The sequence below is a fragment of the Dactylosporangium thailandense genome, assembly GCF_059739745.1.
The window spans coordinates 2,403,482-2,423,274 of sequence record NZ_AP029195.1; the positions used below are offsets into that span (position 1 = coordinate 2,403,482).

General features: G+C 74.7%; 19 protein-coding genes. 4 read left to right on the forward strand and 15 right to left on the reverse strand.

The window, feature by feature from the left end:
* Positions 1-93 precede the first annotated feature (93 nt).
* The gene (locus AC6JBM_RS10555) at positions 94-1,671 is read left to right on the forward strand and encodes a sensor histidine kinase (protein ID WP_497983413.1); all 1,578 of its coding nucleotides are present in this window, start codon (positions 94-96) and stop codon (positions 1,669-1,671) included.
* Positions 1,668-2,342 carry a response regulator gene (locus AC6JBM_RS10560; protein WP_497983414.1) on the forward strand — a complete coding sequence of 225 codons (675 nt, stop codon included), beginning with the start codon at positions 1,668-1,670 and terminating at the stop codon, positions 2,340-2,342. Before AC6JBM_RS10555 ends, AC6JBM_RS10560 begins: the two co-directional genes overlap by 4 nt.
* On the opposite strand, the gene AC6JBM_RS10565 is transcribed toward AC6JBM_RS10560, so the two are convergent.
* Entirely contained in the window at positions 2,326-3,072 is a 747-nt protein-coding gene (locus AC6JBM_RS10565; protein WP_497983415.1) for a class I SAM-dependent methyltransferase, read from the reverse strand. The genes AC6JBM_RS10560 and AC6JBM_RS10565 overlap by 17 nt on opposite strands.
* Positions 3,073-3,107: 35 nt before the next feature.
* On the reverse strand, positions 3,108-4,007 hold the full coding sequence (locus tag AC6JBM_RS10570; protein ID WP_497983416.1) for a hypothetical protein: 900 nt from the start codon (positions 4,005-4,007) through the stop codon (positions 3,108-3,110).
* Positions 4,008-4,074: 67 nt separating this feature from the next.
* Between AC6JBM_RS10570 and AC6JBM_RS10575 the strand changes: the two genes are divergently transcribed.
* Positions 4,075-4,806: a hypothetical protein gene (locus tag AC6JBM_RS10575; RefSeq protein ID WP_497983417.1), complete on the forward strand. Its 732-nt coding sequence runs from the start codon at positions 4,075-4,077 to the stop codon at positions 4,804-4,806.
* Between the two features lie 6 nt (positions 4,807-4,812).
* Here AC6JBM_RS10575 and AC6JBM_RS10580 read toward each other — a convergent pair whose 3' ends face one another.
* From AC6JBM_RS10580 to AC6JBM_RS10605, 6 genes are read right to left on the reverse strand one after another with little or no spacing between them, the layout of a single operon-like run.
* On the reverse strand, positions 4,813-5,970 hold the full coding sequence (locus AC6JBM_RS10580; RefSeq protein ID WP_497983418.1) for a cytochrome P450: 1,158 nt from the start codon (positions 5,968-5,970) through the stop codon (positions 4,813-4,815).
* The gene (locus tag AC6JBM_RS10585) at positions 5,967-7,265 is read right to left on the reverse strand and encodes an NAD(P)/FAD-dependent oxidoreductase (protein ID WP_497983419.1); all 1,299 of its coding nucleotides are present in this window, start codon (positions 7,263-7,265) and stop codon (positions 5,967-5,969) included. The genes AC6JBM_RS10580 and AC6JBM_RS10585 overlap by 4 nt, the downstream gene beginning before the upstream one ends.
* Positions 7,262-8,113 (reverse strand): aminoglycoside 6-adenylyltransferase, encoded by an 852-nt coding sequence (locus AC6JBM_RS10590; protein WP_497983420.1) that lies wholly within the window; start codon positions 8,111-8,113, stop codon positions 7,262-7,264. Before AC6JBM_RS10590 ends, AC6JBM_RS10585 begins: the two co-directional genes overlap by 4 nt.
* Positions 8,107-9,294, reverse strand: coding sequence for a cytochrome P450 (locus AC6JBM_RS10595; protein ID WP_497983421.1), 1,188 nt, complete (start codon positions 9,292-9,294; stop codon positions 8,107-8,109). Before AC6JBM_RS10595 ends, AC6JBM_RS10590 begins: the two co-directional genes overlap by 7 nt.
* A complete protein-coding gene (locus AC6JBM_RS10600) occupies positions 9,287-10,468 on the reverse strand; it encodes a nucleotide disphospho-sugar-binding domain-containing protein (RefSeq protein ID WP_497983422.1) in 1,182 nt (393 codons plus the stop codon). Before AC6JBM_RS10600 ends, AC6JBM_RS10595 begins: the two co-directional genes overlap by 8 nt.
* Positions 10,465-11,442: an aminotransferase class I/II-fold pyridoxal phosphate-dependent enzyme gene (locus AC6JBM_RS10605; protein WP_497983423.1), complete on the reverse strand. Its 978-nt coding sequence runs from the start codon at positions 11,440-11,442 to the stop codon at positions 10,465-10,467. Before AC6JBM_RS10605 ends, AC6JBM_RS10600 begins: the two co-directional genes overlap by 4 nt.
* 47 nt (positions 11,443-11,489) lie before the next feature.
* Here AC6JBM_RS10605 and AC6JBM_RS10610 point away from each other — a divergent pair, with 47 nt between their 5' ends.
* Positions 11,490-12,395, forward strand: coding sequence for a TauD/TfdA dioxygenase family protein (locus AC6JBM_RS10610; RefSeq protein ID WP_497983424.1), 906 nt, complete (start codon positions 11,490-11,492; stop codon positions 12,393-12,395).
* A gap of 2 nt (positions 12,396-12,397) precedes the next feature.
* Here the strand turns inward: AC6JBM_RS10610 and AC6JBM_RS10615 are convergent, their stop codons facing one another.
* The 7 genes from AC6JBM_RS10615 to AC6JBM_RS10645 form a co-directional block, all read right to left on the reverse strand.
* Positions 12,398-14,077: a prenyltransferase/squalene oxidase repeat-containing protein gene (locus AC6JBM_RS10615; RefSeq protein ID WP_497983425.1), complete on the reverse strand. Its 1,680-nt coding sequence runs from the start codon at positions 14,075-14,077 to the stop codon at positions 12,398-12,400.
* Entirely contained in the window at positions 14,070-15,035 is a 966-nt protein-coding gene (locus AC6JBM_RS10620) for a UbiA family prenyltransferase (protein WP_497983426.1), read from the reverse strand. The genes AC6JBM_RS10615 and AC6JBM_RS10620 overlap by 8 nt, the downstream gene beginning before the upstream one ends.
* On the reverse strand, positions 15,032-16,030 hold the full coding sequence (locus tag AC6JBM_RS10625) for a polyprenyl synthetase family protein (protein ID WP_497983427.1): 999 nt from the start codon (positions 16,028-16,030) through the stop codon (positions 15,032-15,034). The genes AC6JBM_RS10620 and AC6JBM_RS10625 overlap by 4 nt, the downstream gene beginning before the upstream one ends.
* A gap of 16 nt (positions 16,031-16,046) precedes the next feature.
* Positions 16,047-17,018: a methyltransferase gene (locus tag AC6JBM_RS10630; RefSeq protein WP_497983428.1), complete on the reverse strand. Its 972-nt coding sequence runs from the start codon at positions 17,016-17,018 to the stop codon at positions 16,047-16,049.
* Entirely contained in the window at positions 17,012-18,205 is a 1,194-nt protein-coding gene (locus AC6JBM_RS10635) for a cytochrome P450 (RefSeq protein ID WP_497983429.1), read from the reverse strand. Before AC6JBM_RS10635 ends, AC6JBM_RS10630 begins: the two co-directional genes overlap by 7 nt.
* A 219-nt stretch (positions 18,206-18,424) precedes the next feature.
* Positions 18,425-18,727: a hypothetical protein gene (locus AC6JBM_RS10640; protein WP_497983430.1), complete on the reverse strand. Its 303-nt coding sequence runs from the start codon at positions 18,725-18,727 to the stop codon at positions 18,425-18,427.
* Positions 18,728-18,748: 21 nt separating this feature from the next.
* Positions 18,749-19,732 carry a LacI family DNA-binding transcriptional regulator gene (locus AC6JBM_RS10645; protein WP_497983431.1) on the reverse strand — a complete coding sequence of 328 codons (984 nt, stop codon included), beginning with the start codon at positions 19,730-19,732 and terminating at the stop codon, positions 18,749-18,751.
* Positions 19,733-19,793 lie beyond the last annotated feature (61 nt).

The following is a 19,793-nucleotide window of genomic DNA, read 5'->3' on the forward strand; positions in this document are numbered from 1 at the left end:
CTTGCGAGCGTTGTGGAGGCAGGCCGCGTAAGCCGCGTATTGCGCGTTTTGCTCACGGGGCCGATCGGGCCTCTCCGGCGGTACGCTCCCGTCATGTTTCGGCTGCGTTACGCCCCGTTCGCCCGGCAGGCCTTCGCCCTGCAGGCCGGCGTGCTGGTCGTCGTGGTGGGTGTCGGCTTCGCCCTCGTCGGCTGGCTCTTCGACGGGGAGCTGACCCAGCAGTACGGCACCCGCGCCCTCGCCGTCGCGCACACCCTCGCCGCCGACCCCGCGATCGCGGCCGCGGCCGCCGCCGACGACCCCGGGGGCGTGCTGCCCGCGCGGGCGGAGGCCGCGAAGATCGCCAGCGGTGCGCTGTTCGTGGTCATCACCAACCGCCGGGGCATCCGCCTGGCCCACCCGAACCCCGACCGCATCCACGAGCCCGTCAGCACCGACCCGTCGGAGGTCCTGGCCGGGCACGACACCATCAACGTCGAGCAGGGCACGCTCGGGCTGTCCGCCCGCGGCAAGACGCCCCTGCGCGACGCCGCCGGGACGATCGTCGGCGAGGTCAGCGTCGGCTTCCGCATCGAGGACGTCCGCGAGAAGGTCGTCCGCGAGCTGGCGTTCGCCGCGCTCTTCGCCGGCGGCGCGCTGCTGCTCGGGTTCGTCGGCTCGGCGCTGCTGTCGCGGCGGCTCAAGCGGCTCACCCTCGGCCTCGAGCCGCACGAGCTCGCCGAGCTGGTGCAGGAGCGGGAGGCGGTGCTGCACGGCATCGGCGAGGGCGTCGTGGCCGTGGGCACCGACGGCCGTGTGTCGGTCTGCAACGGCGAGGCGGTGCGGCTCCTCGGCGACTCGGAGGGCGGCCTGGACCTGCCGCCCGCGCTGCGGGAAGCGCTCGATCGGCGCCTACCGGTCGACAACGTCATCACCGTCGCCAACGACCGGGTGCTCGTCGCGAACTATCGCGCGGTACGCCGCGACGACCGGGACCTCGGCGGGGTGCTCACCCTGCGGGACCGGACCGACCTGGAGAACATCACGCGGGAGCTGGAGAGCGTGCGCACGCTGAGCACCGCGCTGCGCGCCCAGCGCCACGAGTTCGCGAACCGGCTGCACGTCCTGTCCGGGCTGCTGCAGAACGGGCGCAGCGGGGAGGCGCTGGAGTTCCTGCACGCCGTGTCGGACACCGCCGCCCCCGCGTCCGGGCACACCGTCGACGACCCGTACCTGCAGGCCTTCATCGACGCCAAGAGCGCCGAGGCCGCCGAGAAGGACGTGCGGCTGGCGCTGGCCGACACGAGCTGGGTCGGCACCCGGGTCACCGCGCCGGTCGAGGTCACCACCGTGCTCGGCATCCTCGTCGACAACGCCCTCGAGGCCGCCCGGCGCGGCGCCCGCCGCCCCGCCTGGGTCGACGTGGCCCTGCTGGAGGACGGCACGACGCTGCACATCTCGGTCGTCGACTCCGGCGACGGCGTCCCGCCCGGCCTCGCCGAGCGCATCTTCGACTCCGGCGTGTCCACCAACGGCGAGGACGGCCGCGGCATCGGCCTGGCCCTCGCCCGGCAGGCGGCCCGGCGCCTCGGCGGCGACGTGCGCCTGGCCGGGGCCGTGCACGACGACCACGGCGCCGTGTTCGAGGCGCGGCTGCCCGCGGCCCTGCAGCCGGCGGCGAGGCCCGCGTGACGATCCGGGTCCTCGTGGTCGAGGACGACTTCCGCGTCGCCCGGGTGCACGTCGACTTCGCCCAGCGCGTCGACGGGTTCGCGGTCACGGCGACCGCGCGCACCGCGGCCGAGGCCCGGCGCGTGCTCGCCGCGAAGCCGGTCGACCTCGTGCTGCTCGACGTGTACCTGCCCGACGAGTCCGGCCTCGACCTGCTCGCCGAGCTGACCGCCGACGCCATCATGCTCACCGCCGCGTCGGACGCCGCCACGGTGCGGGCCGCCTACGCCCGGGGCGCGCTGAACTACCTCGTGAAGCCGTTCACCGCCGAGCAGCTGGCCGACCGGCTCACGGCGTACCGGCACTACCGCGCGCTGGTGGCCGCCGAGCGCACGCTGACCCAGGCCGAGATCGACCGCTGCTGGCGCGTGCTGCACGACGGCGACCGCCCGGCCGCGCCCAAGGGCCAGTCCGCGGTCACCGTCCGGCTGGTGAGCGAGGCCCTGCGCGGCGCGGGCCGGCCGCGCACGGCCGCCGAGGTGGCCGACGAGCTCGGCATCTCCCGCGCGACCGCCCAGCGCTACCTGGCCGCCCTGGCCCGCGACGGCATCGCCGAGGTCCAGCTCCGCTACGGCGTCACCGGCCGCCCGGAGCACCAGTACCGCTGGGCCTCGGTCACTTCGAGCACATGAGCGCGAAGGCGTTCGGCAGCCGGCCCCGGAACGCGGCGGCGTCGAGGCCTCCCGCGCGCCAGAACGGCTCGGCGTACTCGGACAGGTGCCGCACGGTCAGCCCCGCGTCGACGACGGCGGTGACGATCTCGCCGAGCGTCCACAGCCACACCGTCGCACCCTCGCCCGGGAAGGTGTCGCTGGCGTAGGTGCGCTCGAAGTAGCCGCGGTTCGCCCGGATCCGGGGCTCGTCGACGTCCCAGGTCCACAGCGGATGCGCCGGATGCTCCTCGTAGACGAACAGATGCCCGGAGGGCCGCAGCAGCCGCGCCGCGTCACGGGCCCACGCCTGGATGTCGGGCTGCCAGATGAGCGCGCCCTTGCCCGTGTAGACGAGGTCGGCGCAGCCGCTGCGCAGCGGTGCTCGCGGCACGGCCGCGACCACGTACGCGCACGGCAGCCCGAGCGCGTCGGCCCGCCGCTGCGCCGCCCCGGCCGTGGTCTCGCTGTAGTCGACGCCGATCACGCGGCGCGCGCCGCCCTGGACGAGGGCGATGTCGTCGAGGCCGTGCCCGCTCTGCAGGTGCACGACGTCGGGGGAGTCCCGCAGCAGCGGCGCGAGGAGCGCGGCCTCGGCCGCGAACAGCGACGAGCCGGCGCGGGCCTCCCGCAGCAGGTCGTCGTGCTCGTCGACGTACTTGCGCGCGGCCTTCTCCCAGATCGCCCGGTTGGCCCGCGTCAGCGGATCCATGTGGTGCACCTCCTCGCCCGCGCCATGGTGAAGCGCTATGGAACGGAGACCAATCGCAGCGACCAACGCGTGGAGAACCATCCGTCATCTCGCAGCGTCGCCGCCAGCCTTGTTCCGTCCGGCGTGAAGGCGCCGCCACGGTAGTCGCCCCTCGCCACGCTCCGGAACAGTCCGTCGTCTTCCAGCGACCACAGGCCCGGCTGCCCGTTGACCTTGCCGGCGACCACGATGCGGTCACCGCTCACGGTCAGGGCCCAGGGATCGCGCACACCCAGCGCGAGGCTCGTGATGCGCCCCGCTCCGTCGTAGCGGCAGACGGCGTACGTGGTCGGCGGGCCGGCCCTTTCCGTCCCGCACCGGTTGGCCAGAAAGAACAGCGTCCCGCTTGCGGTGACCGCCGGGAACCGTACATCGGCGCCGCCGAGGCATTCGGAGCTCGTCTTCCCGACCGCCATCATCCCCTGCGCGGGACAGGACTCAACGCGCGAGTACACCGACTCCGAGGCCACGGACCAGGCCACCCCCCAACCACCGAAGTCGATGGGCGTGACGGTCGTCTGCTCCCCGCCGCGGACGTCCTTGCGGACGAATGCCGACCGATTCGGTTCAAAGGAACTACCACAGGGCATCACCAGCCCGAGCTCGTGATCGCTCATCGCCACAAACGCCTTGATCGAAGGATCCTCCTCGGCCGGACGACGGCAGTCGGGCGATGGAACGGTGACCGCTTCGGCCGGCGCACCCGGGCGCACCTTCATCGCCGACACACCGCCGCTGGAATCGTTCTCGCTGTACTGAAGGAAGTAAATGGCGTCACCGATCCAGACCGGGGATCCATACGCCAGGGTCTTCGACGACACCAGCACTTCCTCCTGCCCCGCACTGGAACATCCGCCAACGACCACAGCGCCGATCACCGTCAGCAGGACGATCATCACTCGACCAACCGCACGCCGAGCACCGCCGCTGATAGCCGATGCACGGGTGTGGGAGTGTTCGACCATGACCAAGGTCCTCCGGTTGCTCGGGTATTGGGACGGCCGGGCGGCGCCGGACGGACTGCCCGACGTCTGCGGCTTCGTGTCCGCCGCTGACCCTGCCACACACCACGCCGTCGCCGCGTACCTGCGATCGGGCACGGTGTTCGCCGTCGCGGCCGGCATGTCCGTGTGCCGGCTCTGCGGCGCGGCGAACGGCAGCGCGGAGCTGACCGATGGTGAGCACTTCGTGTGGCCCGAGGGATTGGCCCACTACGTCGAGGCGCACGACGTCCGTCTGCCGGACGAGGTCGTCGCCGTCGCCGAGCGCGGTTTGGCGTCCGGCGTCGATCTGGAGTGGTTCACGCTTGCGCTCCTGGAGACCGGCGAGGTGGCCGTCGACGCGCAATGGTGGTCCCGCGAGGCCGGGCCGGGCCCCGCCGGTCGCGCGGTCAGACACCTGCTCGGCTGCGCACGCAACCCGATGGTGGCGAGCTGGGACCTGCCCGCCAGGGCCGCCATCTTCGTCGACCGGGTCCCGCGGCCGGCGGTGGCGACGCTGGCCAGGCTCCGGCGGCTGCTCGGCACCGCGTGGCCGTTCGCGGACCTGCACGACCTGCTGGGCGCCCAGCCGTTCCACGCCGCCGACGGCAACCCCGCCGGGCTGCACCGCGCCCTCACCACAGCCGCGGACCTGCGGCCGTACCTGTTCTACGACGCCGGCGACGGCCTCAAGCCGATCTGGTCCGACGGCTGATCGCTGTCACCAGGTGACGGGGAACGCGGCCATTCCCGCGTTGAACCGCTCGTTGCGCCACGCGATGTCCGTGACCGGCACCGCGGGAGCCAGGCCGGGGAACCGGTGCAGCAGCGACCCGATCGCCACCTCGATCTCCACGCGCCCGAGCGCCCCGCCCAGGCAGAAGTGCGCCCCGTACCCCTGCGACAGATGCGGATTGGGCGAGCGCCCGATGTCGAACACGTCGGGCTCGGCGAACTGCCGCGGGTCGCGGTTCGCCGCCGCGGGCAGGGCCATCACGCAGTCGCCGGCGCTGATGCGGACCCCGGCCAGCGAGATGTCCTCCAGCGCCGTCTGCACCCGGAACATGGTGCTGTGCACCGAGTACCGCAGCATCTCCTCGACCGCCCCCGGCAGCCGCGACGGATCCGCCCGCAGCAGCGCCAGCTGGTCCGGGTGCTCGAACAGGGTTCGCAGCCCGGAGGCGATCGTGTTGATCTCGCGGCCGCCGCGCAGGACCGTGGCGGCGAGGTCGGCGATCTCCGGTGTGGTGAGCGGGGTCGTGAGCCACGCCGACACGAGGTCGTCGCCGGGTTCGGTGCGGCGCGCGTTCACCAGGTCGGTGAAGTACGCGTCCAGGGCCGCCTGCGCGGCGCGCCCCGCGGGGGAGTCGAACGCGGTCACGGACAGGATCGCCGAGGCCCACTCGTCGAAGCGGCGCTCGTCCGCCGCCGGCACGCCGAGCAACTCGCAGATCACGAGCACGGGCAGGGGCTTCACCAGCGCCGTCATCAGATCGGCCGGCCGGCCCCGCGCGACCATCGCGTCCAGGAGCCGGTCCGTCAGCGATTGGACCCGCGGCCGGTAGCCCTCCACGGCGCGTGGACCGAAGGCGCGGGCGGCCACCCGGCGCAGCGACGCGTGGTCCGGCCCGTCGCTGCGCAGCGTGCGGCTCCCGGACGGGCGCCCGTGCGGGCAGGCGGCGACGGTCCCGGACGGCCCGTTGCCGAAGCGGGCGAACCGCGGATCGGCCAGCACCGTGCACACCTGCTCGTAGCCGAGCACCAGCCAGCACGGGCGCCCGTCGGGGAGCCGGACCTGACTGACCGGCTCGTCCACGACCATGCGGAGCACCTCGTCGGGCAGCCGGCCCCGGAACGGCTCGAACGGATAGTCCCTCATCGCGTGCGCAGTACCTTTGCGATCATCGCCGGGCTGGTCAGCGCCGCCGGGTCCATGATCAGGTGCTGGACCGAGGTGAAGACCCGCCGGACGTCCGGGTTCCGCATGGACGCGAGCTGGACGCGCCGGGCGTAGGCGTTGAGCAGCCCGGCCCCGAGCGGCCGGGCGCCCTCGGTCTGCGGGTAGGCGAAGTCGCCGCCGGAGGCGAACCGCCACGGCGTCGCGACGATCCGCGCCGCCCGCCGGAAGTAGTCGAGGCTCAGCGCCGCCGTCACCGCGGTGTGGCGCTCCAGCAGTTCGCCGAGCTCGACCGCCTCGAGGGCCGCGCAGGTCATCCCCTGGCCGTAGATCGGGTTGAAGCTGCACACGGCGTCGCCGAGCGCGAGATAGCCGGCCGGGACGCCGCGCAGCCGCTCGAAGTGGCGGCGCCGGCTGACCGGGAGCGTGCACACGGTGAGGTCGCTGAGGGCCTCGCCGTCCGCCACGATGCTCGCGAGGCCGGGGTGCGGCAGGGCGGCGGCGTGCGCGGCGAACGCCGCCTCGTCGCGCGGGAAGGCGTTGTGCCAGCCGCCCAGCGACACCACCCAGCGATCGCCCTCGACGGGCAGGGCCAGCCCGGCCCGCAGCTGCGTGGGCGGGTCGGGCAGGGCGAACGCGGCCCGCGCGTCGCCGAGGTCGTCGGGCCGGCGACGGTACAGCCGGGTCGCATAGCCGACGCCGATCTTCATCTCGGTCACGTGGGGCACCGGGTGGCCCAGATCCCGCAGCCACTGCTGGGACCGGCCGCCGCGGCCACTGCAGTCGGCCACGAGGTCGGCGGCGAGCACCGTGTCGTCGTCGAGCCGTACGCCGGTGATCCGCTCGCCGTCGCCGACGAGGGCGGCCACGGCGACCCCGGTGCGCAGCTCGACGCCGGCGAGCGCCCGCACCCGGCGCCGCACGGCGCGTTCGAGCAGCGGCCGGCTCGCCGTCACGAGCCGCAGCTCGGTGCGCACCCGCGGCCAGATCGCGCCGAAGCGGGAGAAGGCCAGGCCCAGGCCCGGATCGAACTCGGCCGCGCCGGCCGCCACGAGCTCGGCCATGAGGCCGGGGAACAGCGCGTCCAGGGCCCGCTGCCCGGCGACCAGCAGCACGTGCCCGTGCCCGCCCTGGGGCACGCCCCGCCGGGGTTCGGTGTCGTCGGCGAGCTCGTCGCGCTCGATGACGACGACGCGCTCGAAGTGCCCGGCGAGCGCGCGGGCCGCGGCCAGCCCGGCCAGGCTGCCGCCGATGACGACCGCGCATCCCTGTCTCATAGGAGCGAGCCCTCTCGTAGGAGTCCCTCGGCGTGTGCGCGGAGCAGCCGGTCGCGCTGCGTGGGGTACTCGAACCCGGCCGCCGCGGCCACCTCGCGGGCGGCCCGGTCGAAGACCTCGACCGAGGCCCGGAACGCGCGCAGGGCGTCGGCGCCGTCGAACCGGCCGAACACGCCGTGCACGGCCTCCCACAGCTGCGGCGGCAGCCAGCCCGGCATGCCCCGGCCGAGCCCGTGGCCGTCGACCCGATGCCCGCCGACCGTGATCGCGTGCCACTCCAGCAGGCGCAGCAGCCGGGTCTTCGCCGTCCAGTCGCGGGACTTCACCGCCCACAGCTCGCCGCGGGCGACGTACTTCGGCACCCGCAGGACCTCGACCCAGAACCCGTCGGCGAGCCGCCGGAACTCGTCGTGGGTGAGCGGCCCCGGCTCGGGCATCGCCCCGCTGGGCGCGGGCAGCCCGCGGGTGCTGCCGTCGCGGTCCAGCAGCACCCGGTAGCCGCGCTCCCACACGCGGCTGAGCTTCCCGGCGGCCACCATGCCGCCGATCCGGCCCGGGTCGACGATGCTGAGGTCGACGGCGAGCCCGCCCGCGTAGACGAGGCTCCACACCGGCAGGGGGTCGAGCGAGTGCGCGGCCCACACCTCGCCGAAGTCCCGCCACCACGCCCCGGCGAGCAGCTCGGGCGTCACGGCGGCGAAGGTGAGCTCGATGTCCACATCGGACTGCTCGTCCACGCGCGCGTCCGGCTGGGCGAGCGAGCCGAAGAGCACGACCGCGCGCACCTCCTCGCGCGCCCGGCACCAGCCGAGGACGCGCCCGATCAGCTCCTCCCGCGGGCTCACCATGTCAGCGGCAGCGCCTGGACCTGGCGCACCACCAGGCCCTCGACGAGCTTCACCTCCGACTCGGGGATCGCCATCCGGACCTCCGGCATCCAGCGCACGATCCCGGCCAGGGACTCTTGCAGCTCCATTCTTGCCAGGTGTACTCCGATGCAGTGATGAATCCCGATGCCGAACCCGAGGTGCGGGTTGCTCGCCCGGTCCACGTCCATCCGGTGCGGATCGGCGAACACCTCGGGGTCGCGGTTGGCGACCATGAAGGCGAGCAGCACCACGCCGCCCGCCGGGATCGTCACCCCGCTGAGCTCCACGTCCTGCTTGGCGACCCGCGGCAGCATCACCCCCGTGACGCCGATCTGCATGTAGCGCGACAGCTCCTCGACCGTCTTCGGGATGTCCTGCGGGTTCGCGACGACCCGGTCCCAGAGGTCGCGGAAGTGCATCAGCGCCATGAGGAACAGGTTGATCTGGTTCGTCGTGGTCTCGTGGCCGCCGATGAGCAGGCCGATGCAGACCATGAGCATCTCGCGCTCGGTGAGGTGCCCGTGCACCTCCTGCGCGATGATCAGCTCGCTGATCAGGTCGTCGCCGGGCTTCGAGCGCCGCGAGTCGATCAGGCCGGCGAACCCGTCGACCGCGGACTTCGTCCGGGCCGGATCGCGGTTCCAGTCGCCGACCATGATGTCGGACCACTCCTTGCACTTGCCGCGGTCCTCCACGGCGATGCCCAGCAGCTCGCTGATCACCCAGATCGGGATCGGCGTCGAGAAGTTCGCGACCAGGTCCACCGGGCGCGGCATCGTCATCATGCGCGAGAGCAGCTCGTCGACCATCGCCCGGACCGCGGGCCGGATGCGCTCGACCCGCCGCGGCGTGAACGCGTGCGCGACGAGGCGGCGCATCCGGGTGTGCTTCGGCGGGTCCATGCCCATCAGGGACTCGGTCTCCAGGCCGCCCAGCTCCGCGACGGGCGTCCGTGAGGCCTTGTTGATCTCGCGGCTGAACCGCTGGTAGTCGGTGAGCACCGTGTGCACGTCGGCGTAGCGCGACACGAGCCACGCGGGCGTGCCGTCGGCCATCCGCATCTCCACCACCGGCCGGTCGCGCTGCAGCTCGACGAGCTCGGGGAGCGGCTGGTAGAGCGAGGGCGGTTCGGGCAGGGGGAACGGGATCGGTTCAATCATGGGCCCTCTCCAGGTGTCGTACCGGTGCTGTGCGCGCCAGCCGCGTCAGGTGCCCGGCGACCTCGGCCGGCGCGGGACGGGCGTCGTTGCGCCGGCGCAGCCGCGCGGCCGCCGCCCGCCGGAGGGGGTCGCCGATCAGCTCGGCCACCGCGTCCCTGATCGCGTCGGGCCGGGCCCGCTCGGCCGGGAGCGCGGCGCCCACGCCGGCGGCGACGACCCGCTCCGCGTTGAAGTGCTGATCGCCCACGCGCGGCAGGACGAGCTGCGGCACCCCGCACGCGACGGCGGTCATCGTGGTGCCGGCCCCGCCCTGGTGCACGACCGCCGCGCAGGTCGGCAGGAGCAGGTGGTGGGCGAGGCCCGGCGCCGCCCGCACGTTCGGGGGCAGGACCTGGCCCGGTTCCGGCTCTACGGTCAGCACGAACTCGGCGTCCAGGTCGGCGAGCGCGGCGACGGTCGTGCGCAGGTCGAACGCGGCGAACCCGAGCCGCGGCATCAGGGTCCCCTGGGAGAGCGCGATCCGCGGCCGGTCGGCGGGCCCGCGCAGCCACCGGGGGAGCACCGCGACGCCGTTGTAGGGCACGAACCGGACCGGCCGGTGCGGCCCGGCGAGCGGCACCTGCAGCGGCGGCGGGCACGGGTCCAGGGTGAGCGTGCCGGTCAGCGGCACCTCCGGCGGCGCGACGCCGTAGGGCTCGGCGAGCGGGCCGAGGACCGCGTCGCGGTCGATGGGCAGCGCGAAGTCCGGCCCCCACAGCACGCGCACGGACGGCACGCCCAGCGCCGCGGCGGCCACCGCGGCCCCGAGGTTGTTCTGCTCGTGCAGCACGAGGCCGGGCCGGAACCAGCGGCCGAAGGCGACGAGGTCGGGCAGCATGGTCGCGGCGTAGGTGTGGGCGACCCCGCCGACGGTGACCGAGCGCGGCAGCGCGCCGCCGGCCGGGCCGCCCCCGGGGTCGTCGCGAATGCGCGCGATCTGGCCGGTGGCCACGGTCGCGAAGTCGAGCCGCGGGCCGACCGGCACGGCCGCCAGCCCGACGCCGGTGACGGCCTCGGTGAGGTCGGCCGGGCAGGCCACCCGCACGTCGTGCCCCGCCGCCCGCAGCGCCCACGCGTGCGGCACGAGGTGGTTGAGGTGCGAGCGCCAGCCCCAGGTGACGACGAGGACCCTCATCCGGCCCTCGCCACGGCGAGCAGGCGGTCGTTGCCGGCCTCGTCGCCGACGGTGACCCGCACGCCGACCTCCGGGAAGGCCCGGACGAGGATGCCGGCGGCCGCGCAGCGCCGCGCGAAGGCGTCACTGCCGGCACCGAGCGGCAGCCAGAGGAAGTTGGTCTGCGTCGGTGCGACCGGGAGCCCGGCCGCGGCGAGCGCGGCGGCCAGCCGGTCGCGCACGCCGACGAGCTCCGCGCACCGGCGGGCGCACTCGTCGAGCGCGCCGGGCTCGAGGCAGGCGAGCGCCGCGACCTGCGCGAGCCCGCCCGGGTAGAACAGCACGCCCGCCATCCGGGCCGGCCCGGCGATGCGGGGCGGGACCACGGCGTACCCGACCCGCAGCGCGGCCAGGCCGTGGGCCTTGGAGAAGGTGCGCACGACGCAGACGTTGTCGTGCGCGCGGTGCAGGGCCAGGCCGTCGGCGTAGTCCCCGTCGGTCACGTACTCCCGGTAGGCCTCGTCGATGATCACGACGACGTCGTCCGGGATCCGGGCCAGGAAGGCGGTGATCTCGGCGTGGGTGAGCACGGCGCCGGTCGGGTTGTTCGGGTTGCACAGCAGCACGCACCGGGTCCGCTCGGTGACCGCGGCGGCCATCGCGTCGAGGTCGTGGGTGAGCCCGGCCAGCGGCACCGCCACCGACCGGTTGCGGAGGTTGGCGGCCATCAGCGGGTAGCCCTCGAACGACAGCGCTGGGTGGACGATCTCGTCCCGGCCGGGGTCGAGCGCCTGGATCAGCAGCTGGATGAGCCCCGCGGACCCGGGCCCCAGGACCAGCTCGCCGTCCGGCACGTCGAGGTGCTTCGCCAGCGCCGCGGCGAGCTCGGCCGAGCGGAAGTCGGGGTAGCGCTGCAGCCGGGCCGCCGCCTCCCGCACCGCGTCGAGCACGGCCGGAATCGGCGGGAACGGAGACTCGTTCATCGACAGGTCCACAAGTCGCCCCTCTCCTTGCGGCCGGGGCCACCGGCAAGGTATTGATGATGGTCAAACAGTTGGTCAACCTGTCGACGGCCCCGACCGAGGACGGAACCCGCGCCATGAACATCGTCATCGAACCCGGCGCGGGCGCCCTCGGCGCCACGATCGGCGGCGCCGACCTGGAGCAGCTCACCGACGAGGGGTTCGGCGAGATCAAGCGGGCGCTGCTCGAGCACCTCGTCGTCTTCATCCGCGGCCAGGAGCACATCTCCCCGCGGGCGCACATCGCGTTCGGCAACCGCCTCGGCCGCGTCGAGCCGCACTCGCACCTGCAGCGGCTCGACGGGCACCCGGAGATCGTCGTCATCGACTCCGAGCGCGGCGGCAAGGTCGACGTCTGGCACACCGACATCACGTACAACCAGCACCCGCCGCTGGCCTCGGTGCTGCGGCTCGTCCGCGTGCCGGGCCGGGGCGGCGACACCATGTGGAGCAACCAGTACCTGGCCTACGAGCGGCTGTCCGCGCCGATCCGCGACCTGCTCGACGGGCTGACCGCGATCCACAGCCAGCCCGGCAACGAGACCACCCGGCGGGCCGAGCACCCGGTGGTCCGCGTGCATCCGGAGACCGGGCGCAAGGCCTTGTACGTCAACCGGCTCTTCACCTCGCACATCCCGCAGCTGAGCCGCGGCGAGAGCGACGCCCTGCTCGAGTACCTCTTCGCCTTCGCCGAGCGCCCGGAGCTGACGTGCCGGCACCGGTGGCGGCCCGGCGACATCGCGGTCTGGGACAACCGCGTCACCCAGCACTACGCGCTCAACGACTACGACGAGCGCCGGGTCGGCCAGCGGGTCACGGTCTTCGCGGACGAGCCGAAGGGCGGCCCGCCCCGCTGGCCCGTCTACCGCCCGGCGCCCGGCCAGCGGTACTGGCCGTCGCGGGTCAACGCGCGCGAGCAGTACTGAGCTCATGCCGGGCCTCCGGGGCCCCCGGGGCGCCCGGCCACCGCGGCGAGGGCCCGCAGCGCGAGACCACGGGTGATCGCGCCGTTCGGGTAGTACATGTGGTGGCGGATGTAGGCGCAGACCCGGCTCGCGGGCCAGCCGCCGTCCGGGCGCTGGGCGTCCAGCAGCCAGTCGGTGCCCCGCCGGATCGGCTCGGACCCGGGGTCGACGCCGGCCGCGAGCAGGGCCGGCAGCGCCCACGCCGTCTCCTCCACGGTGCCCGGCGAGCCGGCGCCCGCACCCCAGGAGCCGTCCGCGCACTGGGTGGACAGCAGCCACCCGGCGGCGGCCAGCGCCACGGGACCGGCCCCGCGCCCGGCCAGGGCGAGCGCGCCGAGCACCATCGCCGTGCCGGAGGTGTGGTCGCGGTACCACAGATTCTCGAACGTGCCGTCGGGCGCCTGCCGGCTCTCCAGCCAGTCCACGGCCGCCCGCACGGCGGGGTCACCGGCCGGCCGGCCGGACTCGAGCAGCGCCACGACGCCCTGGCCGGTGATGGCCGGGCAGGGGCCGTCGTTGGCCAGCCGGGTGTTGCGCACCCACAGGCTCCACGAGCCGCGGGAGTCCTGGCGGCCGACCAGCCATGCGAGCCCGTCGCGCAGCACCGCGTCGCGGTCGCTGCCGGGGAAGCCGGCCAGCGCGGTCAGGATCTCGGCGGACTCCAGCGTGACCGGCCAGCCGTGCGCGTCGGAGAAGCTCCACCCGCCGGCCGGGCAGTCCAGCACCGTGAACGCGTCGCGCTGCCGGGTGCGGTGGAAGAGGTCGCGGGTGCGGGCCAGCCGCGGGTCGGCGCCGTAGCCCGCGGCGATCAGCCCGGTCGACGCGAACGCCGAACGGGTCAGGTCCAGGTTGGCCACGGCGTCCCAGGAGCCGTCCGCCCGCACCGACCCGCGCAGGAACCCGGCGATCGCGGTGACGATGTCCGGGGCCAGCCCGGCGTGCGCGAGGCCGAGACACACCAGCGCGGCCGGCCATGGGTCCGCGCTGAACGCGCCGGTGCGGCGCTCGTGGTCGTGCACCGCGGCGAGCAGGCGCAGCGCGGCGGGCACGGCCGCCCGGTTGGTCAGCCGGCGCACCGGACCGGGCGGGTCGGCGGCGGCCTGCATCAGGGCCAGCCCGACGAACGGCGCGGTCCGGAACGACACCCGCCGCCGGCGTACCGGGTCGGCCAGCACCACCTCGAGCGGGAGGCGGCGCAGGCTCCCCGCCGGTGCGAACCCGGCGAGCACCTGGAACTGCCCGCAGAGGTGCGCGACCGCCGGGTCGGTCACCGCCTCGACCCCGCCGAGCGCGGCCAGCGCGGCCTGTCCGGCCTCGACCGCGGCGGCGCTCGTGTCCGGCGCGACGATGTGCAGGGCGGCCGCCGCGACGGAGGTCGCGACCGCCTCGCTGCCGGCGCCGACGACGCCGCCCCAGCCGCCGTCGTCGTGCTGCACGCCGCGCAGCCAGGCCGCGCCGGCCGCGACCAGCTCGGCCGAGCCGGACGGATCCGCGGCCCGCAGGGCGGTGATCGCGCCCGCGGTGCCCAGGATCGAGGCGGGCGGGTCGTCGCCGAAGGCCCCGTCGTCGCGCTGCCGGCGGAACAGCTCCTCGGCGCCGGCGGCGATGGCCCGGCGGACGCGTTGCGGGCGCGGGTCAGACATCGGCCGTCCATTCCGCGGGCCGGTCGGCCGGCCCCAGCTCGTACCATGTCCGCATTCGGCGCTGCGTCCACCAGGTGAGCGCGGCCATCGGCACGAGCAGCGCCACGGCCGTCGTCGCGCCGAGCCCGAGCCCGACGACGGCGGCGGCCAGCCCCAGCCGCTCCAGCACCAGCACCTCGTGGGCGCGCAGAGCGACCCGCACCGGCAGCGCCCGGCGCCGGGGCACCAGCGGGGCGAGCGCGACCGCGCCGACGGCCGCGACGGCGGCCAGCGGCACCAGGTGCCCCGGCCCCGCGCCGATCGCGGCCGCGACCATGGCCGCGGCGTAGAACGCGACCGCGGTCCACACCGCGGCCGGGGTCCCGCGGCGCACCGGGAGCGTCCGGTAGCCGCCGGCCGCGTCGCCGGCCACGTCCCGCAGGGTCCCGACCAGGTTCGACGCGCAGTCGTGCAGCCAGAACGCGACCGCGAAGACGAGCACCCGCCGGTCGAACATCGGCACGACGGCGGCGCCGAAGAGCAGCGTGAGCGCCCCGAGCAGGCCGCGGACGAGGTTGCCGCCCAGCCCGGACGCCTTGAGGTGCAGGCCGTAGGCGACGACGGCGGCGACCGCGCACGCGGCCACGACCGCGGTCGGCCAGCCGCCGACGACGGCCAGCGCCGCGACGGCCAGCATCGCCGTGCTGCCCCACACGAGCGCCGTCCGCGCGGCGAGGCGGCCGGACGGGATCGGCCGGTGCGGCTTGCTGACGGCGTCGAGGTCCCGGTCGAACCAGTCGCTGAGGTAGTGCCCGCCGAGCCAGCCCAGCGTGGGGATGGCCCACGCGACGACCAGCCACAGTGGACGGCGCTCCCCGGCCAGGCCGGCGCCGGCCAGCCCGAGCAGGCCGACGTACCACACGGTGTACGGACGCCAGGTCTGCACGTGCGCGAGGACCGCCGTGCGCAGGCGCCTCATCGCCCGGCTCCCGTCGCCCAGGCGGCCGCCGCCGCCAGCAGATCGCGGCTCGCCGACGCCTCGAGCGTGTCCAGCCGGGCGAGCGCCTGCTCCCCGTATTCGGTGGCCCGCGCCCGGGCCCGGTCCACCCCGCCGGTGGCGACGAGCATGGCGCGGAACTCGGCGAGCTCGCCCGGGCCGGCCGAGCGCCGGGCCAGTGCGGCCGCGAGCGCCCGGCGGGTGGCCGGGTCGGCGGCCTCGAAGGCGAGCAGCACCGGCAGGGTCGGCCGGCCGTTGGCCAGATCGCTGGTCGAGGGCTTGCCGGTGGCCTCGGGGCCGAGCGTGCACGCGAGGACGTCGTCGCGGATCTGGAAGGCGATGCCGAGCAGTTCGCCGTACTCCCCGAGCCGGTCGGCCCGCTCGGCGTCCGCGCCGCCGAGCAGCGCCCCGATCCGGCAGGCCGCCCGGAACAGCGCGCCGGTCTTCAGCGCGGCCACGGTCAGGTAGGCCTCGACGCCGGCCGCCGGGTTGCCGGCCAGCCGAGCCTCGAGCACCTGCCCGCGGCAGAGGTCCGACCCCGCGGCGGCGAGTGCCCTGGCGGCGGCCGTCGCCGCACTCGCCGGGCGGCACTCGCCGATGGCCGTGAACGCGGCGAAGATGAGGTGGTCGCCCGCGACGATGGCGTCGGGCACCCCGTGCGCGGCGTGCACCGCCGGGCGCGACCGCCGGACGTCGTCGGCGTCGATGATGTCGTCGTGCACCAGCGTCGCGACGTGCAGGTACTCCACCGCGAGCGCCGCCGGCACCACGTCGTCGGGGGCGCCGCCCACCGCCTCGGCGCAGGCGAGGGCCAGCAGCGGGCGCAGCAGCTTGCCGGGCGGCAGCAGCGCGTAGCGCGCCAGCGCGTCCAGCTCGTCGGCGCCGGCGGGCCACCGCCGCTCCAGCTCGTCGTGGAGCCGGCGCTCGAACGCGGGCTGTTCCGGACGGCCGGAGTCCGCGTGTGCGAGCATCGTCATGGAGCGCACCTCCGCCTCATCGGACGCACTCGAGCAGCACCAGCCCGCCGTCGCCGTGCAGCGTCCGGGCGAGCGTGAGACCCGCGGAGCGGGCGAGCCGGTCGAAGTCGGCGACGCCCCGGGCGCGGCCGCCGACGGTGACGAGCATGTTCAGGTCGTAGTGCGGTCCGCTCCGGAGGACTTCCACGATGAGCACCCGCCCCGCGGCCTCGGCGCAGTGGCCGAGGATGGCGCGGGCGGGCTCGTCGGCCCAGTCGGACAGCACCCGGGAGACCACCGCGACGTCCGCGGCGCACGGCAGGGGCTCGAAGAAGCTCGCGGCCGTGAACCTCGCCCGATCGCCGACCCCCAGCTCGGCGAACGTCGCCGCGGCCGCCGGGGCGGACGCCTGACGATCCAGCAGTACACCCCGCAGATGCCCGTGCTTCGCGAGCACCTCGGCGAGCAGCCCGCCGTTGCCCCCGCCGACGTCCATGACCTCGGCGACCCCGGACCAGTCGTAGAGGCGGGCGACCTCGGGCGCGGTGCGCCGCTGCTCGGCCCGCATCAGCTCGTCGAAGACGCGGCGGTGGGCCGGGTTCGCGTCGGTGTCCTCCCACAGGGTGCGCCCGTGCACGGCGGCGTACCCGGGCTCGCCGGTGCGCACCGCGTGCAGCAGCCCGGCGTAGGCCAGGTCCATGCGGAACCCGAGCCCGTCGAGGTCCAGCCACTCCCGCCGGGCGCTCCCGCACAGCAGCCGCCCGACCTCGGTCAGCTCGAAGCGCTCCGGCGCGGGCTGCGCGAGGACGCCCCGTCCGGTGAGGTACCGCAGCAGCTGCCCGAGCGCGTCGGCGTCGGTGCCCGTGGCCGCCGCGAGCTCGGCGGGCGAATGCTTGCCGCTCGCGATCAGGTCCGGCAGCCGCAGGGTGGCCGCGACGCGGACGGCGAACGGACCGCCCAGGTCCACCAGGTCACGCAGCCGCTCGGCCGGGCCGTCGGCGCTCACCATGCGACCGGGAACGCGGACAGCCCGCAGTTGATCCGCTCGTGCCGCCACGGCAGCTCGTCGATCGGCACCCCCGGCCGCAGCTTCGGGAAGCGCCGCAGCAGCGAGCCGATCGCCGTCTCGATCTCGACCCGCCCCAGCGCGGCGCCCAGGCAGAAGTGCGGGCCCACCCCGAACGTGATGTGCGGATTGGGGGACCGGTCGATGTCCAGCTCGCCCGGGCGCGCGAACTTGCCGGGGTCGCGGTTCGCCGCCCACGGCAACGGCATCACCACGTCACCCGGGCGCAGCGCGATCCCGCCGAGCTCGACGGGGGCCATGACCGTCTGCTCCAGGAACGTCGGACTGAGGGAGGTGTACCGCAGCAGCTCGTCGACCGCCGCGGGCAGCCGGGCGGGCTCGTCGCGCAGCCGCTCCATCACGTCCGGATGCTGGAACAGCGCCCGCATCCCCGCGCTGATCGAGCCGATCTCCCGCCCGCCGACGAGCACGGTGACGGCGAGCCCGACGATCTCCTCGTCGGTCAGCGAGGGGTCCTCGGCCTGCGCCTCGGCCCACGCCGACAACAGGTCCGGCCCGGGCGCGGCCCGCTTCTCGGCGAGCCGCTGCCGCAGGTAGGCGCGCATCGCGATGGTGGGGTCGGCGGTCTCGGTCGCGGCGTGCGTGTTCACGGCCATGAGCGCCCGGTCCCACTCGGCGAACCGTTCGCGGTCGGCGGCCGGCACCCCCAGCAGCTCGCAGATGACGATCGCGGGCAGCGGCACCACGAGATCGGCCACGAGGTCGCCGGGGCTGCCCCGCCGCTCCATCTCGTCCAGCAGCTCGTCGGTGACCGCCTGGATGCGCGGCCGGTACGCGTCGATCCGCCGGGCGGTGAAGGCCCGCCCGGCCAGGCGCCGCAGCTCGGTGTGGGCCGGGCCGTCCATGCTCAGGTCGCGCACCGGGCAGCCGGCCTCGGCCGCGGAGCCGGTGTCGTAGGCCCCGCCGCGGCGGCGGAACCGGATGTCGGTCATCACGGTGCTCACCTCGTCGTAGCCGAGCACCAGCCAGACCAGCCGGCCGTCGGGGAGCCGGACCCGGCTCACCTTCTCGTGCTCGACCATGCGCAGCAGCTCGCCGGGCAGATCGCCGCGAAAGACCTCGAACGGATACTCCCGCACCCCGGGGTGCGCTGTCGCACTGTCGCTCATGGCGTCCTCGCACAGGCTTATTCGAGATGGCCACCGTCGACACATCGACTTACGTCAACGCAAATTGCGTCTTCGGCGTCGCCTGAGATGCTCCAGAGCGTAGATGGGGAGATCGAGGTTCGTAAAGATCTCACACCGCTATCGGGTATTCGGCGGGGAATGTCCAGAGCGGCGAATGGCGATGATTCACGGTCTTCCGGCGCGGGGTGAGGGCGATGCTTACGCGCCGGCGTCGTGGTAGTGCACGCCCGAGTGGGGATGCTGCGAGATCCGCGCGAGGGCATCGTTGACCTCGAAGGCGTACCACTCCGTGTATCCGCACGCGGTGCAGATCCACACCTCGAAGCGGCCGGCCTCGAGGCGCCGGCGCAACTCCGCCCCGACCGCCGCTCCGGAGTGCAGCCGGGAGATGCCCGGCAGCGGCAGGACGACATTGCTGCTGTCGTTGTCGGGAACCATGAAGGGGTTGATCTGCCACAGGCGCGGGCACTGGCACTTCACGCAATGACGGCTCATACGCATGGGCGTCAGGGTAGATGCCGGCTAGGGGACCGGGCCGGTGGAGGCGCGCACGATCAACCGGGTCGGCAGGGGCGTGCGCGCGCCGCCCGCGCGCCCGCGCTCGTTGAGCAGGTCGGTGAGCAGGTCGATGCCGGCCCGGCCGCACCGGTCCTTCGGCTGGCTGACGGTCGACAGGGCGGGGCTGACGAGGGCCGAGGCCGGGATGTCGTCGAAGCCGATGATGCTCACGTCGTCGGGCACCCTGACCCCGCGGGCGCCGAACCGGCTGATGAGGCCCAGCCCGATCATGTCGTTGTAGGCGATGACCGCGGTGACGGACGCGGCCAGCACCAGGTCGGCGCCGGCGACGCCGCCCTCGAAATCGGGGGAGACGTTGCCCGCCTCGACCACCTCGAGGCGCATGGCCGCCGCGACGCTGCGCACGGCGCGCAGCCGCTCCCGGTTGACCCACGAGGTGCGGGGGCCGGCGACGTAGGCGACCCGCCGGTGGCCGAGCGCGGCGAGGTGGGCGAGCGCCTGGCGGATGCCGTCGGCGTTGTCGAAGATGATGGACGGCAGCTGGCCGACCCGCCGGTTGAGCAGCACCACCGGGATGTCGTCGCACACGGCGCGCAGGTCGTCGTCGCCGGCGCGGGGTGCGCACAGCACGAAGCCGTCGACCTGTTTGGTGAGCGTGCGGATGAGGTCCATCTCGGTGGCGGGGTCCTCGTCGGAGTCGGCCAGCAGCACCGAGAGCCCGAACTCGCGGGAGCGGCGCTGGGCGGCCTTGACGATGCCCGGGAAGAACGGGTTGGCGATGTCGGGCACCACGAACCCGATGGTGCCGGTGCGTCCGGTGCTCAGGCCGCGGGCGATGCGGCTCGGGTGGTACCCGAGCCGGGCGACGGCCCGCTCGACCCGCTCCCGGGTCTCGGGCCGCACCCGCTCCGGTGCGGCGAGCGCGCGCGAGACCGACGACTGGGAGACCCCGGCGAGCCGGGCGACGTCTCTGATCGTCGCCGCCATGAGACGCCTCCTGGAAGCGGTTCCAGATCTTGTCAGACCCGACGGTAGCACGATGCATGTC

Excerpts from the sequence above, each read along its gene's own strand:
- AC6JBM_RS10555 (WP_497983413.1), top strand. The coding sequence starts at position 94 with ATGTTTCGGCTGCGTTACGCCCCGTTCGCCCGGCAGGCCTTCGCCCTG.
- AC6JBM_RS10565 (WP_497983415.1), bottom strand. The coding sequence starts at position 3,072 with ATGGATCCGCTGACGCGGGCCAACCGGGCGATCTGGGAGAAGGCCGCG.
- AC6JBM_RS10570 (WP_497983416.1), bottom strand. The coding sequence starts at position 4,007 with ATGATCGTCCTGCTGACGGTGATCGGCGCTGTGGTCGTTGGCGGATGT.
- AC6JBM_RS10575 (WP_497983417.1), top strand. The coding sequence starts at position 4,075 with ATGACCAAGGTCCTCCGGTTGCTCGGGTATTGGGACGGCCGGGCGGCG.
- AC6JBM_RS10580 (WP_497983418.1), bottom strand. The coding sequence starts at position 5,970 with ATGAGGGACTATCCGTTCGAGCCGTTCCGGGGCCGGCTGCCCGACGAG.
- AC6JBM_RS10585 (WP_497983419.1), bottom strand. The coding sequence starts at position 7,265 with ATGAGACAGGGATGCGCGGTCGTCATCGGCGGCAGCCTGGCCGGGCTG.
- AC6JBM_RS10590 (WP_497983420.1), bottom strand. The coding sequence starts at position 8,113 with ATGGTGAGCCCGCGGGAGGAGCTGATCGGGCGCGTCCTCGGCTGGTGC.
- AC6JBM_RS10595 (WP_497983421.1), bottom strand. The coding sequence starts at position 9,294 with ATGATTGAACCGATCCCGTTCCCCCTGCCCGAACCGCCCTCGCTCTAC.
- AC6JBM_RS10600 (WP_497983422.1), bottom strand. The coding sequence starts at position 10,468 with ATGAGGGTCCTCGTCGTCACCTGGGGCTGGCGCTCGCACCTCAACCAC.
- AC6JBM_RS10610 (WP_497983424.1), top strand. The coding sequence starts at position 11,490 with ATGGTCAAACAGTTGGTCAACCTGTCGACGGCCCCGACCGAGGACGGA.
- AC6JBM_RS10615 (WP_497983425.1), bottom strand. The coding sequence starts at position 14,077 with ATGTCTGACCCGCGCCCGCAACGCGTCCGCCGGGCCATCGCCGCCGGC.
- AC6JBM_RS10620 (WP_497983426.1), bottom strand. The coding sequence starts at position 15,035 with ATGAGGCGCCTGCGCACGGCGGTCCTCGCGCACGTGCAGACCTGGCGT.
- AC6JBM_RS10625 (WP_497983427.1), bottom strand. The coding sequence starts at position 16,030 with ATGACGATGCTCGCACACGCGGACTCCGGCCGTCCGGAACAGCCCGCG.
- AC6JBM_RS10630 (WP_497983428.1), bottom strand. The coding sequence starts at position 17,018 with ATGGTGAGCGCCGACGGCCCGGCCGAGCGGCTGCGTGACCTGGTGGAC.
- AC6JBM_RS10635 (WP_497983429.1), bottom strand. The coding sequence starts at position 18,205 with ATGAGCGACAGTGCGACAGCGCACCCCGGGGTGCGGGAGTATCCGTTC.
- AC6JBM_RS10640 (WP_497983430.1), bottom strand. The coding sequence starts at position 18,727 with ATGCGTATGAGCCGTCATTGCGTGAAGTGCCAGTGCCCGCGCCTGTGG.
- AC6JBM_RS10645 (WP_497983431.1), bottom strand. The coding sequence starts at position 19,732 with ATGGCGGCGACGATCAGAGACGTCGCCCGGCTCGCCGGGGTCTCCCAG.